10 protein-coding genes are annotated in these 14,440 nt (G+C 44.5%); 4 read left to right on the forward strand and 6 right to left on the reverse strand.

The features are described 5' to 3' along the window. The 3 genes from ileS to murJ form a co-directional block, all read right to left on the reverse strand. A complete protein-coding gene (gene ileS, locus Q4Q50_RS17125; protein ID WP_311900383.1) occupies positions 1-2,823 on the reverse strand; it encodes an isoleucine--tRNA ligase in 2,823 nt (940 codons plus the stop codon). A gap of 32 nt (positions 2,824-2,855) precedes the next feature. After that, on the reverse strand, positions 2,856-3,791 hold the full coding sequence (gene ribF, locus Q4Q50_RS17130; RefSeq protein ID WP_006084977.1) for a bifunctional riboflavin kinase/FAD synthetase: 936 nt from the start codon (positions 3,789-3,791) through the stop codon (positions 2,856-2,858). A 65-nt stretch (positions 3,792-3,856) separates the two neighbouring features. Next, the gene (gene murJ / locus Q4Q50_RS17135; RefSeq protein WP_311900385.1) at positions 3,857-5,416 is read right to left on the reverse strand and encodes a murein biosynthesis integral membrane protein MurJ; all 1,560 of its coding nucleotides are present in this window, start codon (positions 5,414-5,416) and stop codon (positions 3,857-3,859) included. A gap of 252 nt (positions 5,417-5,668) precedes the next feature. Here murJ and rpsT point away from each other — a divergent pair, with 252 nt between their 5' ends. Then, on the forward strand, positions 5,669-5,935 hold the full coding sequence (rpsT, locus tag Q4Q50_RS17140; RefSeq protein WP_311900387.1) for a 30S ribosomal protein S20: 267 nt from the start codon (positions 5,669-5,671) through the stop codon (positions 5,933-5,935). A gap of 63 nt (positions 5,936-5,998) precedes the next feature. On the opposite strand, the gene Q4Q50_RS17145 is transcribed toward rpsT, so the two are convergent. Beyond that, positions 5,999-6,295: an ArsR/SmtB family transcription factor gene (locus Q4Q50_RS17145; protein ID WP_006084975.1), complete on the reverse strand. Its 297-nt coding sequence runs from the start codon at positions 6,293-6,295 to the stop codon at positions 5,999-6,001. 136 nt (positions 6,296-6,431) lie between these two features. Between Q4Q50_RS17145 and Q4Q50_RS17150 the strand changes: the two genes are divergently transcribed. Beyond that, complete coding sequence (locus Q4Q50_RS17150; RefSeq protein ID WP_311900388.1) at positions 6,432-7,838, forward strand: M28 family metallopeptidase; 1,407 nt, start codon at positions 6,432-6,434, stop codon at positions 7,836-7,838. A gap of 73 nt (positions 7,839-7,911) precedes the next feature. Here Q4Q50_RS17150 and yaaA read toward each other — a convergent pair whose 3' ends face one another. Further along, entirely contained in the window at positions 7,912-8,685 is a 774-nt protein-coding gene (gene yaaA / locus Q4Q50_RS17155; RefSeq protein WP_311900389.1) for a peroxide stress protein YaaA, read from the reverse strand. 129 nt (positions 8,686-8,814) lie between these two features. Beyond that, positions 8,815-10,257: an alanine/glycine:cation symporter family protein gene (locus tag Q4Q50_RS17160; RefSeq protein ID WP_220592252.1), complete on the reverse strand. Its 1,443-nt coding sequence runs from the start codon at positions 10,255-10,257 to the stop codon at positions 8,815-8,817. Positions 10,258-10,690: 433 nt separating this feature from the next. On the opposite strand from Q4Q50_RS17160, the gene Q4Q50_RS17165 reads away from it, so the two are divergent. Then, on the forward strand, positions 10,691-13,057 hold the full coding sequence (locus tag Q4Q50_RS17165; protein ID WP_311900390.1) for a phosphoketolase family protein: 2,367 nt from the start codon (positions 10,691-10,693) through the stop codon (positions 13,055-13,057). A gap of 239 nt (positions 13,058-13,296) precedes the next feature. Beyond that, the gene (locus Q4Q50_RS17170) at positions 13,297-14,406 is read left to right on the forward strand and encodes an OmpA family protein (protein ID WP_311900391.1); all 1,110 of its coding nucleotides are present in this window, start codon (positions 13,297-13,299) and stop codon (positions 14,404-14,406) included. Positions 14,407-14,440 lie beyond the last annotated feature (34 nt).

The raw sequence follows: 14,440 nt of genomic DNA on the forward strand, positions 1-14,440 counted from the left end.
TTACGCAAACAGACGAACTTCGCCGTCGCCTTCAATGTTTGTTACGCAGCGAGTACAGAGTGTTGGGTGGGCCTCAATGGTGCCAACCTCTTCTCTGTGGTGCCAACAACGCTCACACTTCTGTGCAGTACTTGATGCAACGACTAGTTTCAGTGATTCAAGCTCAGTTTCAACCGCTTCCGATGTCGCATCCGCTAAAGGCAAGACTTTGGCTTCAGAGGTCAATAACACAAATCGGAGCTCATCACCGATATGGGTTAATTGTTCAGTCAAAGCTGCATCGGCAAACAAGGTCACTTCCGCTTCTAATGAACCACCAATACGTTTATCACGACGCGCTTGTTCAATCACTTTATTGACTTCGTTACGCACGGTCAGCAGTTGCTGCCAATAATCGTCGCTCAAATCCGTCGCTAAGGTGACTGATTTCAGGCCTTGATACCATTCTTGGGTAAAGACATAAGCATCACGCTCGCCAGGCAATAATTGCCATACTTCGTCAGCAGTGAAGCTTAGAATTGGTGCAATCCAACGCACCATGGCCTCAGAGATCAAATACAGAGCCGATTGACAGCTGCGACGCGCATGACCTTCTTGCTTAGCCGTGTATTGGCGATCTTTAATGATGTCCAAATAGAAACTGCCTAACTCAACCGAGCAGAACTGCATCAGTTTTTGAGTCACAATATGGAAGTTATATTGTTCATAGGCTTCAATAATTTCCTGTTGCAGCGCAGCAGCGCGGCGCACAACCCAACGGTCTAACGCCACCATATCTTCAACAGCAACTAAATCCTTAGCAGGATCGAAACCGTTCAAGTTGGCTAATAGGAAGCGGGCAGTGTTACGAATACGACGATAGGCATCGGCGCTACGATTTAAGATTTCGTCAGAAACCGTCATCTCACCGCTGTAATCTGTTGCCGCAACCCATAAACGCAGAATATCGGCGCCTAATTTGTTGGTTACCGTTTGCGGCGCAATCACGTTACCGATAGATTTTGACATCTTGCGGCCTTTACCATCGACGGTAAAACCGTGAGTCAGTACTTGCTTATAAGGTGCTTTGCCATTCATAGCGGTTGAAATCATCAAAGATGACATAAACCAGCCGCGATGTTGGTCGCTACCTTCAAGATACAAGTCAACGCCGTGTCCGTGGAATTCAGGACGAGCCGCAACCACTGACGAGAAGGTTGAACCTGAGTCATACCAAACGTCCAGAGTATCAGTGACTTTACGATATTGCTCAGCTTCATCACCCAACAATTCGGCGGCATCGAGATCCCACCAAGCTTGAATACCTTGCTGTTCGATACGATTAGCCACGCGTTCCATTAGCGACACGCTATCTGGGTGCAACTCTTCGGTTTCACGATTCACAAACAACGTGATAGGCACACCCCAAGTACGTTGGCGTGAAATGCACCAGTCAGGGCGGTTTTCAACCATTTTTTCGATACGACTTTGACCCCAATCAGGGATCCATTGAGTCTGTTCGATTTCTTTCAATGCTTGCGTACGCAGACCATAGTTATCCATAGAGATAAACCACTGCGGCGTTGCACGGAAGATGATCGGTGTTTTGTGACGCCAGCAATGTGGGTAGCTATGGCGGTAAGCCACGTGATTCAGCAAGGCGCTCTTTTCTCTCAGTAAAGCAACAACGTTATCGTTGGCTTTAAAGACATGTTGGCCAGCAAAATACTCAGTATCAGGCTTGTACACACCGTTGTCGCCAACAGGATTTGCCACTTCTAAACCGTATTTTTGACCAACCACAAAGTCGTCTTGACCGTGACCTGGGGCAGTATGAACGATACCAGTACCCGCATCAGTCGTGACGTGATCGCCTAAAATTGCCGGAACATCAAAATCTAAAAACGGGTGATTAAAGCGGACAAGCTCAAGCGCTGCGCCTTTAGTAGAACCAAGCACAGTATGACTTTCTACGTTATAGCGAGTCAGGCAAGATTCAACTAATACTTCAGCTAAAATAAGCGCTTGCGTCACACCGTCTTTTTCGAATTCAACTAAGCTGTAATCCAGCTCAGGGCTTAATGACAAGGCGCGGTTCGCTGGTAGCGTCCATGGTGTGGTAGTCCAAATCACCATAGAAACAGGATGTGAGTAATCGCTTACCCCAAACTTAGCCGCAACGGCTTTGCTGTCAGCAGCAACAAACGCTACATCGATAGCGGGTGATGTTTTGTCTTCGTATTCCACTTCAGCTTCAGCTAAGGCAGAACCACAGTCGGTACACCAATGCACTGGCTTAACGCCTTTATGCAAATGGCCGCTCTCAATCACTTTCGATAAAGAACGCACGATATTAGCTTCGGTTGAAAAATCCATCGTCAGGTACGGATTTTGCCAGTCGCCCAATACACCTAAACGGATAAAGTCTTCACGTTGACCGTTAACTTGCTCAGCTGCGTATTTACGGCATTCTTCGCGGAATTCTGCTGCAGAGATTTTTTGACCAGGCTTACCCACTTTTTGCTCAACTTTCAGCTCGATAGGTAATCCGTGGCAATCCCAACCTGGCACATACGGTGCGTCAAAACCAGACATGGTTTTTGACTTAATAATAATGTCCTTGAGGATTTTATTAACTGAGTGACCAATATGAATACTGCCATTTGCATACGGTGGGCCGTCATGCAAAATGAAGGGAGTACGGCCAATTCGGCTATCACGGATATGCTGATACAAACCGTCTTTTGTCCAGCGCTCTAACATCTCTGGCTCGCGATTTGCCAAATTACCACGCATCGGAAACTCTGTTTCCGGCAAATTCAAAGTAAATTTATAGTCGCTCATTGATCCTATACCGTTAATTAAACTGATAAATTTCAGCCTGCATCATTACCAAATAAAGCTCTGGCTTCATTTGCATCATTTAAAATCTGTTGCTTAAGCGCATCCAATGAGTCAAAAGGTTGCTCATCACGGAGTTTAGCCACCAACTCGACCTCAACATGTTTGCCGTAAATGTCACCTTCAAAATCAAAAAGATGCACCTCAAGCTGACACACTTGACCGTTCACTGTCGGACGGAACCCAATATTGGCTACGCCCTCATAAATATCGCTGTTATCCCAATAACACTTGACCGCAAACACACCGCGTACCGGCACAACATTGCGCTTTAAGGCGATATTGGCTGTAGGGAAACCAATGGTGCGGCCAATTTTTTGCCCATGTGCGACACGACCACTCAAGGTAAAAGGATGACCGAGCAAGCGTCTTGCTTGCTCAAGATTCCCCTTAGCCAATTGTTCACGCACGGCAGTTGAGCTCACTCTTTGCGAGCCCAGCATAAAACTTTGGGTGCTGACCACTGTAAAGCCATATTGGATACCCGCCTGCACTAGCATCTCAAAATTGCCTTTACGGCCCTGACCAAAACAAAAATCATCGCCGACCACTAGGTACTTAACACCGAGTTTACGGACCAACAATTCTTCAATAAAATGCTCAGCAGGTTGATTGGCAAAAGTGCGATTAAAGTTAACACACACTAACCGTTCGACCCCTAGTTCATCGAGCAACATGACTTTATCACGTAATAAACTTAAACGAGCTGGCGCATTGTCGCCGCTAAATAATTCCTGCGGCTGAGGTTCAAACGTCATCAACGTAGATGGCAGCGATAACTGCTTTGCCTTCTGCACTAAGTTCGCAATCACTTGTGCATGACCACGATGGACGCCGTCAAAATTACCTATAGTCAATACGCACCCGTGGTGGGATGACAAAATGTTATGTATACCGCGGATTAATTCCATAACTTTAGACAACTGCCAAGCGCAAATCGGCTGATTATATAACAGCTAGCGATGAGAATCAGCAATCAAACTCCCCGTTTAATTGACCAAGGACGAATTCCGAGCAAAAGCAGTCCCAACAAGTAACTGACTGCCCCCGCTAAAATCAAGCCTATCAAGGCTTTTGCACGCTCGAACAAATGCCAATCTAACCAAATTTGTTGCGAAGGTAAAAAGTAATACAAGACTACCACCATCAAGGCGGTAGAGACCACGGCTTTAGCAAAAAACACCATAGTCGGCTTAGACACACGATAAACACCAGCGATATGTAATCCTCGATAAAGCAAAGTGGCGTTGAGCAATGCTGACATTGAAGTCGCAATTGCTAGACCAACATATCCAAAAGGAATGGCAAACAATAAGTTAAATCCCATATTGGTGATCATCGCGATAATGCCATAACGCACCGGTGTTTTGGTATCTTGGCGGGAGTAATAACCTGGTGCGAGAACTTTAATCAACATAAAACTGAGTAAACCGCTACCGTAAGCCATCAAACTATAAGAAGCCATTTCAACATCATGCATCGAAAAAGCGCCGCGCATAAATAACACCATCAGCATAGGCTTGGCGAGCACGATCAACCCCATCATGGCTGGTAGACCTAGCAGTAAAATCGCTTTAACTCCCCAATCCATCGTCAAGCCAAAGCCCGCACCTTCAGCATTCACATGGTTTCGTGACAGCGCAGGCAAAATAACAGTACCAATCGCGATCCCAAACAATCCTAGGGGAAACTCCAATAAACGGTCGGCATAGTAGAGCCAACTTATCGAGCCCGTCATCAAAAAACTGGCGATAAAGGTATCAAATAACAGGTTAATCTGCGAAACCGACACGCCAAATAGCGCCGGGATCATCAATGTTCTGATTTTCACCACGCCTGGGTGGTGCCAGCCCCAAGAAGGTTTAACGAGTGCTTTTTCACGCAGCAAAAAAGGGATTTGAAATAAAAACTGGATTAATCCACCACAAAAAACGCCCCAAGCAAGGGTTATTTCGGGTTGAGTCGATGTTGGCGCAAAAAATATGGCCGCGGAAATAATCGCCACATTAAGGAATACTGGGGTAAACGCCGAGACGGCAAATCGGCCTCGGGTGTTTAAAATCGATCCAGCCAATGCGGTAAAGGTAATAAACCACAGGTAAGGGAAAGTAATTTTAAGCACTACGGTGGCGAGTTCAAATTTAGCGCCGTCGGGCTCATTGTTAAGCCAAGCGATAAACCAACCACCGCCGAATAAGGCTGATAACACAGGCGAAGCCACCACGCCCACAAGCGTCACAATCGTCACCAGCAAACCTAATGTGCCAGCGACTTTACTCAGCAAGTCACGGGTTTCTTCCGCGGTATGTTTCTCTTGGTACTCAGTTAAAACAGGCACAAAGGCTTGTGCAAAAGCCCCTTCAGCAAACAAACGACGTAAAAAGTTAGGAATTTTATTGGCGAAGAAAAACACATCGGCACTTGTCCCAGCCCCCATCAAGTTAGCAACAACGACGTCCCGGACAAGGCCTAACACACGGGATATCAATGTCATAGCACTAACAATCAGACCAGATTTTAATAATTTTCTACTCAAACGTCCCCCAGACCCATATCGAATTGATTAGGTGATACATCTCAAAAAATCGATTCAGGCTCTGTCACACTGCGGTAATAGCTGCTAGAATTGCGCCACATATTACACGAGTTGGGTCGAAGATAGCCAAGGCAGGTTGGATTAATTTATCTTTATGATGAATATTCAATCATAGTCATTGACAAAGTGACTAAATGCAGGCATATTCCTCGGCCTTTAAAAGTATCAAATCCAGTTTTTAGGAGTTGCACCTTGGCTAATAGCAAGTCTGCAAAGAAGCGCGCGCTTCAATCTGAAAAGCGTCGTCAGCATAACGCCAGCCGTCGCTCAATGTTACGTACATACGTTAAAAAAGTAATCGCTGCAATTAAAGCAGGCGATCACAAAACAGCATCAGAAGCTTTTGCTGTTGCTCAACCAATCGTTGACCGTATGGCGACTAAAGGTCTTATTCATAAGAATAAAGCCGCTCGTCAAAAGGCACGTTTGAACGCTAAGATCAAAGCAATCGCTGCTTAATCTATAAAATAGCAAATGAAAAAAACCGGCAATTGCCGGTTTTTTTATATCTGAAAAACACTATTAATGACAATAAATGTTATTCAATAAGTGGATCATCTCCCGTACTTCATCACTCTTGAGCGAATAAAATACCGTTTGCGCTTCTTTGCGTGTGGTTACTAAATTATCTTTGCGTAACCAAGCAAGGTGTTGTGATAGTGCCGATTGACTTAAGCCTAATTTTTTATTCATTTCTCCAACGCACATTTCTCCTTCATTCAATAAATAACAAAGAATAAATAAACGGCGTTCGTTCGCGAGTGCCTTTAATAGCACTACGGCATGATCGGCTCGCTCCTGCATTAATTCAATATTCATTACGCACTTTCTCTCCTAAAACTAACCCCTGCGCTAATATAGCGTTGCCTTACGGATATAGTCGGGACATAAAGCACACTTTTTGCTAGATTGTTTTTAAAAATGGGACATGCTTAATAAAAATAAAGGAAATCTAATGAAGCCCTATCAAACTGCACTTCTCTCTAGTCTTTTAATTGGGAGTTTAAGTGCGTGCCAAACTCAAGTAGAAACCGCCACGACAAGTGAAGCCATAAAATTACAACAGACGGCATTAGCTTCACAATTAGGCTATGACATAGTCGAATCGCTCACGGTTGAAGTGGGCCCAAGACTTGCTGGTAGCCCAAAAGATATCATCGCCGTTAACTGGGCGATGGAGAAACTGACAAGCCTTGGATTTGACCGCGTTTATAAAGAACCAGTACAAGTGCCCATTTGGGAGCGCGGTGAAGCCAAAGCCAAAATAACCTTCCCAGTCGAGCAGCCGCTGGTCATTACTGCGCTTGGCGGCAGCGTTGCGACACCAGCAGGTGGTTTACAGGCTAAAATCGCACGTTTTGATAGCCTAGAGGCACTACAACAAGCCAAGCCTGAAGACGTGCAAGGTAAGATTGCGTTTATTGACCAAAAAACTGAACGCCACATTACTGGTGAAGGTTATGGCAAAAGCGTTGGCGGCCGCTCAAAAGGTGCCGTCGCAGCAGCGCAAAAAGGCGCAGTTGCGATCGTGATCCGCTCTATTGGCACAGATCATGACCGCATGGCCCATACTGGCGTTATGCGCTACCAAGATGGCGTGCCAAAGATCCCCGCTGCTGCCATGTCAAACCCCGATGCAGATTTGGTCGATGCATTACTAAAACGCAATCCTGATGCTCTACTTGAATTGCAGATGTCACCAAAGAATGCAGGCTTTAATACGTCTTACAATGTCATTGCCGAAGTGACAGGCAGCAGCAAGCCCAATGAAATAGTATTGATTGGCGCTCATTTAGATTCTTGGGATGAAGGTACGGGTGCAATTGATGATGGGGCGGGTGTCGCGATTGTGACAGCTGCAGCTAAGCATATTCAAGATCTTCCGGTAAAACCCGCTCGCACTGTCAGAGTGGTGCTATATGCCGCTGAAGAAATTGGGCTCGTGGGCGGTAAAGCCTATGCCGAAGCGCATAAAGCGGAATTACCACTGCACTACATAGCTGCAGAGTCTGATTTTGGCGCGGGCCGAATCTATCAAATCGATACTAAGGTCAATGAGAGCGCATGGACTGAGGTACAGCATGCACTTAGCCCTATGTCATTCAATGGTGTTGCACTTGGCAACAACCAAGCTTCTGGCGGGCCTGATGTGTCTATGCTGCCAGCCCTAGGCGTACCTGTTGCATCATTAAGGCAAGATGGTCACGATTACTTCGATTACCATCACACACCGAATGATACCTTAGATAAGATTGACCCCGCCGCATTGGCTCAAAACGTCGCCGCCTACGCACAATTTGCTTATATCATGGCAAATTCAACCGCGACATTAACGCCTTTAGCCACTCAGGCTGAAAAATAGAGAGTTGATAAAAATAATAGAGAGAACAACATAAGCTGTTCTCTCTATCAATTAACATCTTCTCGATATTTCGCTATTGCTCTGCACGTAAAAATGTTGGATGTGTCGGTGAACTTTGCTCTTCACTATAATAATAACCCGCGAGATTAAATGCCTTTAACTCAGCGAGGGTATTCACTTTATTGGTGATGATATATCTCGCCATCATGCCCCTTGCACGCTTAGCAAAAAAACTGATCACTTTATATTGACCATTTTTACCATCTTTAAACACGGGTGAAATTAATTGCCCTTGCAGTTTTTTAGGCTTTATCGCTTTGAAATACTCATTAGAAGCAAGATTGACAATAATATCGCTACCACTTTCCGCAAGCGCTTCATTTACCGCTTGCGTTAGGGTATCACCCCAAAATTCATATAGATTTTTACCTTTTGGATTCGAAAGTGCCGTTCCCATCTCTAAGCGGTAAGGCATGATTAAATCCAGCGGTCTGAGTAGCCCATAAAGACCCGATAGAATACGCAGCTGCGACTGAGTCTGGGCGATTTCATCCTCAGATAAGGTGTCAGCATCAAAACCAGTGTACACATCCCCTCTAAAGGCAAATATAGCCTGTTTGGCATTATCTAAATTAAAATCTGGCTGCCACTCTCCGAAACGCGCCGCATTTAAACCCGCAATTTTATCGCTCACCTTCATTAAAGTCTCAATATCTGAAGGGGTCAATTGCCGACAAACTTGGATCAATTCCTGACTATGAGTTAAGAAATCAGGCTGTGAATACACCTGTGTCAGTGGCGGCTGTTCAAAATCTAAGGTCTTCGCCGGCGAAACCAATATCAACATCAAAAACTCCCAACAGAAACAAAAAGACATGCCTATGATACTGAACGAACATAAAAAAACCACGCTTTAACGGCGTGGTCTTTTCGATTGCGACAATCAGAAATCTCTGTCGTCGACTATCTGGGTTACCTAAGGCTTTTTAACCGATGTAAGGCTGGCATCTTGCCAAATATCATCATCGAGTTGATCCATTAATTCAGGGAACTTACTGCGATCAAACTCAGGAGACTTACCCGCTTTGACCTGCTCGCGATAATCGTTGATGACGCGAATAGCCAAACCTGATAACAGTAAGAGGGCGATAATGTTCACTGTCGCCATTAATCCCATGGAAACGTCGGCTAAGTTCCACACCAGACTTATCTTCGCCACGGCACCAAACATTACCATGCCCAATACACACAAACGGAACAAAGGCAGTAATTTAGTACTGTTACCCATTAAAAACATCACGTTTGTTTCAGCGTAAGAGTAATTGGCTATGATGGAGGTAAAGCAGAATAAGAAAATCGCTACCGCAATAAACGCCCCACCCCAGTCACCAACATGAGTAGACATAGCATTAATGGTTAATCGTATGCCATCGTCACTCGAGCCAATATCTCCTGATAGTAGGATTATTGCAGCCGTTGCAGTACAAATAACAATAGTGTCAGCAAACACACCCATCATTTGTACAAAACCTTGGGATGCTGGATGGTTCGGATTAGGCGACGCACTGGCCGCGACATTCGCCGCACTGCCCATACCCGCTTCGTTCGAAAAGAGTCCGCGTGCAATACCCGCTTGCATAGCTTGCGCGACAGTATAAGCGACACCACCAGCAGCAGCCTCTTGCCAACCAAAAGCACTTTTCACAATTAAGCTAATAATCGCAGGTAGTTGATCAAGGTTGAAAATAACGATGATAAAGGCAACGAGAATATAGGCTAATGCCATGATAGGAACAATAAACTCAGAGACTCGGGCAACTTTACGCAGACCACCGACAATCACAAATCCACTGGCAATCACCAGTCCAATCCCGACATAAGTTGGATTAAACCCAAAAACTCGCTCCATGGCTCCAGTAATCGTATTTGCTTGCACCGCGTTGAATACCAGACCAAAGGCAATGATCAGAAAGACAGCAAATAAAATGCCCATCCAGCGCTGACCCAAGCCTTTTTCCATATAATAAGAAGGACCTCCGCGGAATTGACCATTATGATCACGTACTTTGTAAACCTGCGCTAAGGTTGATTCAACCATAGCGGTAGCCATACCTAAAATAGCGATAAGCCACATCCAAAATACCGCACCAGGACCTGCAGCACCAATAGCGACTGCAACACCGGCCATATTACCGGCACCGACACGGGCCGCCATACTGGTACAAAAGACTTGAAATGATGAAAGACCGCTATCGCAACCTTGGCGACTCATGGTCATGACTTTGATGGAATGTTTAAAGTGGGTTAACTGGATAAAGGCAAGTCTAATGGTAAAATAAAGACCAGCTCCTACTAGCCCGTATACTAACAACTTACCCCAAAGTAGCGCATTCAAAAAATTAACTATGGTTTCTAACATATTATTTTACTTCTTCCCGTAGCAAATGCTCCTCAAATTGAATGGCAATTAGAGGTACAACATCTGTGGTGAATGAATCCTTCCAAGTTAAAGGTAAGAATTTCGGTAGATTTATTTTTTCAAATTATCCTTCCGTGAATTTACAACATCACGGCTACCGAATTCAACGCAGCAAAATAGCACAGTATTCGAAATTGCTCATGTGATCAAGCTCGCGTTTGCACAGTTAAACGCCATCAACATCACACCTCACAACATAAGCTAAGTCACTGTTAAAGCTGAATTAACAAAAGTGCACGGTTAGCACATTATTTTTAACAGTAAAAACAACTTTTAAAATTTGGATGCAGGGCACATTTTTGTAATAAAATTACAAATATAGTAGTCACATAGAAACTTCAATCATCTCTTGTTTGTTTTAGTGAGGCTTTATATGACACAAATACATGAAATCAATGCACTGAAAAAATATGTCAGAGCGACTAACTTTCTTGCGACCTCGCAGATTTATCTCAAACAAAACGTCTTACATAAACGTCCACTTGCCCATACTGATATCAAACCACGTTTACTTGGCCACTGGGGTACCTGCCCCGGCATTAACTTTGTTTACGCCAACATTAATAGATTGATTGTTAAACACAATCGCTCGTTCATCTATTTAGTTGGTCCAGGTCATGGTTTCCCTGCAGTACAAGCTAACTTATTCATAGAGGGTTCGTTAAGCCATTTCTATCCTGAAACAATCCCCTACAATGAAACGGGTATCGAAGATATTTGTAAGAAGTTTTCCGCAGCTTACGGCTACCCTTCACATGCAAACCCAGAAGCTCCAGGACAAATTCTTGAAGGTGGCGAACTCGGCTACTCACTTTCAGTAGGCTGGGGCGCTGTTCTCGATAATCCAGATCTGATCGCCACCGTCTTAATTGGTGACGGTGAAGCAGAAACTGGGCCATTAGCCGCATCTTGGTACGCAAACCGTCTAGTCTCTCCTGCGACAAGTGGTGCAGTATTACCGATTGTGCATATCAATGGCTATAAAATTTCAGGCCCTACCCGTATGGGACGCATGAGCCATGAAGAACTGGATCTTGAATTCCGTGGTCTTGGCTACTTCCCTATTATCGTTGATAACGAATTAGAAGAAGATATCTATGTGCAAATGACAAATGCCATGGATACCGCTTATGCCATGATCAATGATATCCAACGTCGTGCCCGTAGCGGCGAAGATGTGGTTAAGCCTAAATGGCCAGTGATTTTAATGCGCACCGCCAAAGGTTGGACGGGTGTCAGTGAGTATAAAGGTAAGAAATTAGAAGGTAACTGCGAATCACACCAAGTGATCGTCAATAAATGTGCCACAGATAAAGGTCATCTGGATGCACTTGACAATTGGCTTGCCAGTTACAACTTCCAAGAACTTTACCAAATGAATGATAAAGGCGAGCTGATTTTTGATGCCGACATTTGCTCATTAATTCCACCTAAGCAACTTGCCTGTGGTCGTCAACATCTCACCTATGGTGGTGAAGTGGTTAGAGCGTTAACGAACCCTGATCTCGAGAAACTCAGCTACGGCCCAGAAGTACCACGTGGTCACCGTGGTTATTCAATGCTGAAAATGGGTGAATGGATGCGTGATGCATTCAAGTTAAACCGCGATCAACGCAATCTACGTATTTTCAGCCCTGACGAAACCTATTCAAATCAGTTACAAGCCGTATTTGAAGAAACCGATCGTGCATGGCAATGGCCAATTGAGAGCTGGGATGAAGACATGTCCCGCGAAGGACGAGTGATTGAGCTCCTTTCTGAAAACTTGCTCTTTGGTATGTTGCACGGCTACACAGTCACAGGCCGCCACGGTATGTTCCCAACCTATGAGTCATTCTCACAAGTGATCTCATCGATGGCCGACCAATACTGTAAATACGTCTATGCAAGCCAAGGTGTGCATTTCCGTAAGCCGCTGCCTGCATGTAACGTCGTATTATCTTCGCTGCTTGAACGCCAAGACCATAATGGCTACTCGCATCAAAACCCGTCTTTCCTTGGGGCGATGCTAGAGAAGCATCCAAAAATTATCTCTGCTTATTTACCAGCAGATGCTAACAGCACCTTGGTTTATACAGAAAGAGCTTACGCTGACCGCGACAAACTCAATATTCTTGTTGCAGGTAAGAAAGAGCTACCACAATGGCTGAGCTTGGAAGAAGCGCGTAAACAAGCAAAAGATGGCGTGATGGTGTGGGATTTTGCCTCTGATGAGAATCCAGATATCGTACTTGCAGGTTGTGGTGATTACGTCACTCAAGAGTGTATGGCTTCATTAGTATTGATCAGAGAACTGCTTCCAAGAGTCAAAATTCGCTTCGTTAGCGTCACCGAATTAAGCAGTGATGGCTTAGGAAGCCGCAAATTTAAAGAAAAACCTTGGTTAATGGACGAAATATTTACCCAAGATAAAGGCGTGGTATTCAACTACCATGGTTACCCAAATACGATTAAAAAGTTAATATTTGATTACAAAGGCAGCCGTCGCTTCAGAATTAAAGGCTATGAAGAAGAAGGTTCAACAACCACTCCATTCGATATGGGCGTTCGTAACGGCACATCACGTTATCACCTAGTGATTGATATGGCTTACAAACTGTTCCAACAAGGCGTCATTGATGAAACTATGCATGTTTCCATCACCACTGACATGTTGCAAAGATTAGTTGATCACCGCAACTATATTAAATCCAATGGTGTCGACCCAGTAGAAATTGAGAATTGGGTATGGACACGTTAAAGTTTACGAATAAATAACAAAATAATTCATTTTAAAGGCATTCCTCGGAGTGCCTTTTTTATGTTTAAAAAACAACTTACAGCACGAGTGACCATAAAAAGGAAACTCTTAACACTGGTAAAACTTAACAAACCAAGTGATAATTAACCGCTGGCTACAATACCAAAGGATCCCCACATTAAGTGCTAGCAATGTTTTGCACACATAAAGCAAGACATATTGGTGGAGAATCATAAATAATGGAATTGGAGAACATGATGAATCATAAATTAAAATTTGTACTGCTTGCCTCGCTATTACCTTTCACTGTATCAGCGGCTCAAGAACTCACTCCTTGGTATGTTGGCGCAGGTTTAGGCGTTAACAACTATGAACATATCGCGACCCAGAATGGTCAAGATGACCCATATGCATGGGATGTATTCGCAGGCTATATGTTCAATGATTACTTCGGCGCTGAAATCGGTTTCCGCGATTTAGGTAATGCTGATTGGACCAATGGGGCCACCAGTAATGATGCTGGCGTGAAAGGTTCAACGCTAGGCTTAGTAGGTATCTGGCCACTAGCCAATCGCTGGAGCTTATCAGCTGAAGCGGGTGCTATGTATTATTCACTTGAGAATAGCCAAAATAATGGCATTCAATCAAGCAAATACAGTACAAACGACTTTGCTCCATATATTGGCGCTGGTGTGGGTTACAACTTCACAGATAATTTGAAGTTACAAGCTAAATATCGTCGTTATGAAAACCTGGATGACGATTACAACATCGTTCAAGCTGATAGCAACTACTGGGGCTTAGAATTAAGCTACCGCTTCGGTTCTCCAGCAGTTGCAGCACCTGTTGCAGCAGCGGTTATCGCAGCAGCACCTGTTGACTCAGACAACGATGGCGTCTATGACGACAAAGACCAATGTCCAGCCACACCAGCAACACATAAAGTTGACTCTGTTGGCTGTACCATTTACGAAAACGTAAAAAATAAAGAAGACGTGGGTTCAATCCAGTTTGCTAACGATTCAGCTGTAGTTAAGCCTGTTTTCTACAAAGATATTGAAAGACTCGCTAACTACCTGAACAAAAACCCAGAGTTCACTGTTGAAATAGCTGGCCATGCCTCAAACGTAGGTAAACCAGAGTACAACATGGTGCTATCTGACAAACGTGCTGACGCCGTTGCCAAAATTCTTGTTGAGAAATATGGTATCAGCCAAAGCCGCGTAACTTCTAACGGTTACGGTGTGACTCAGCCACTGGTTGCTGGTGACTCGAAAGAAGCCCATGCTGCTAACCGTCGCATCGAAGCCGTTGTGACAACTACAGCTAAACAACCTGTTCTTAAGTAATATTACTTATTGACGTAAAAAAGTCGCTGCTTGC

This window comes from Shewanella scandinavica, assembly GCF_031932065.1.
Taxonomy (GTDB): Bacteria; Pseudomonadota; Gammaproteobacteria; order Enterobacterales; family Shewanellaceae; genus Shewanella; species Shewanella baltica.

Coding starts and splice junctions, on each gene's coding strand:
- ileS (WP_311900383.1), bottom strand. CDS start 2,823: ATGAGCGACTATAAATTTACTTTGAATTTGCCGGAAACAGAGTTTCCG.
- ribF (WP_006084977.1), bottom strand. CDS start 3,791: ATGGAATTAATCCGCGGTATACATAACATTTTGTCATCCCACCACGGG.
- Q4Q50_RS17145 (WP_006084975.1), bottom strand. CDS start 6,295: ATGAATATTGAATTAATGCAGGAGCGAGCCGATCATGCCGTAGTGCTA.
- Q4Q50_RS17150 (WP_311900388.1), top strand. CDS start 6,432: ATGAAGCCCTATCAAACTGCACTTCTCTCTAGTCTTTTAATTGGGAGT.
- yaaA (WP_311900389.1), bottom strand. CDS start 8,685: ATGTTGATATTGGTTTCGCCGGCGAAGACCTTAGATTTTGAACAGCCG.
- Q4Q50_RS17160 (WP_220592252.1), bottom strand. CDS start 10,257: ATGTTAGAAACCATAGTTAATTTTTTGAATGCGCTACTTTGGGGTAAG.
- Q4Q50_RS17165 (WP_311900390.1), top strand. CDS start 10,691: ATGACACAAATACATGAAATCAATGCACTGAAAAAATATGTCAGAGCG.
- Q4Q50_RS17170 (WP_311900391.1), top strand. CDS start 13,297: ATGGAATTGGAGAACATGATGAATCATAAATTAAAATTTGTACTGCTT.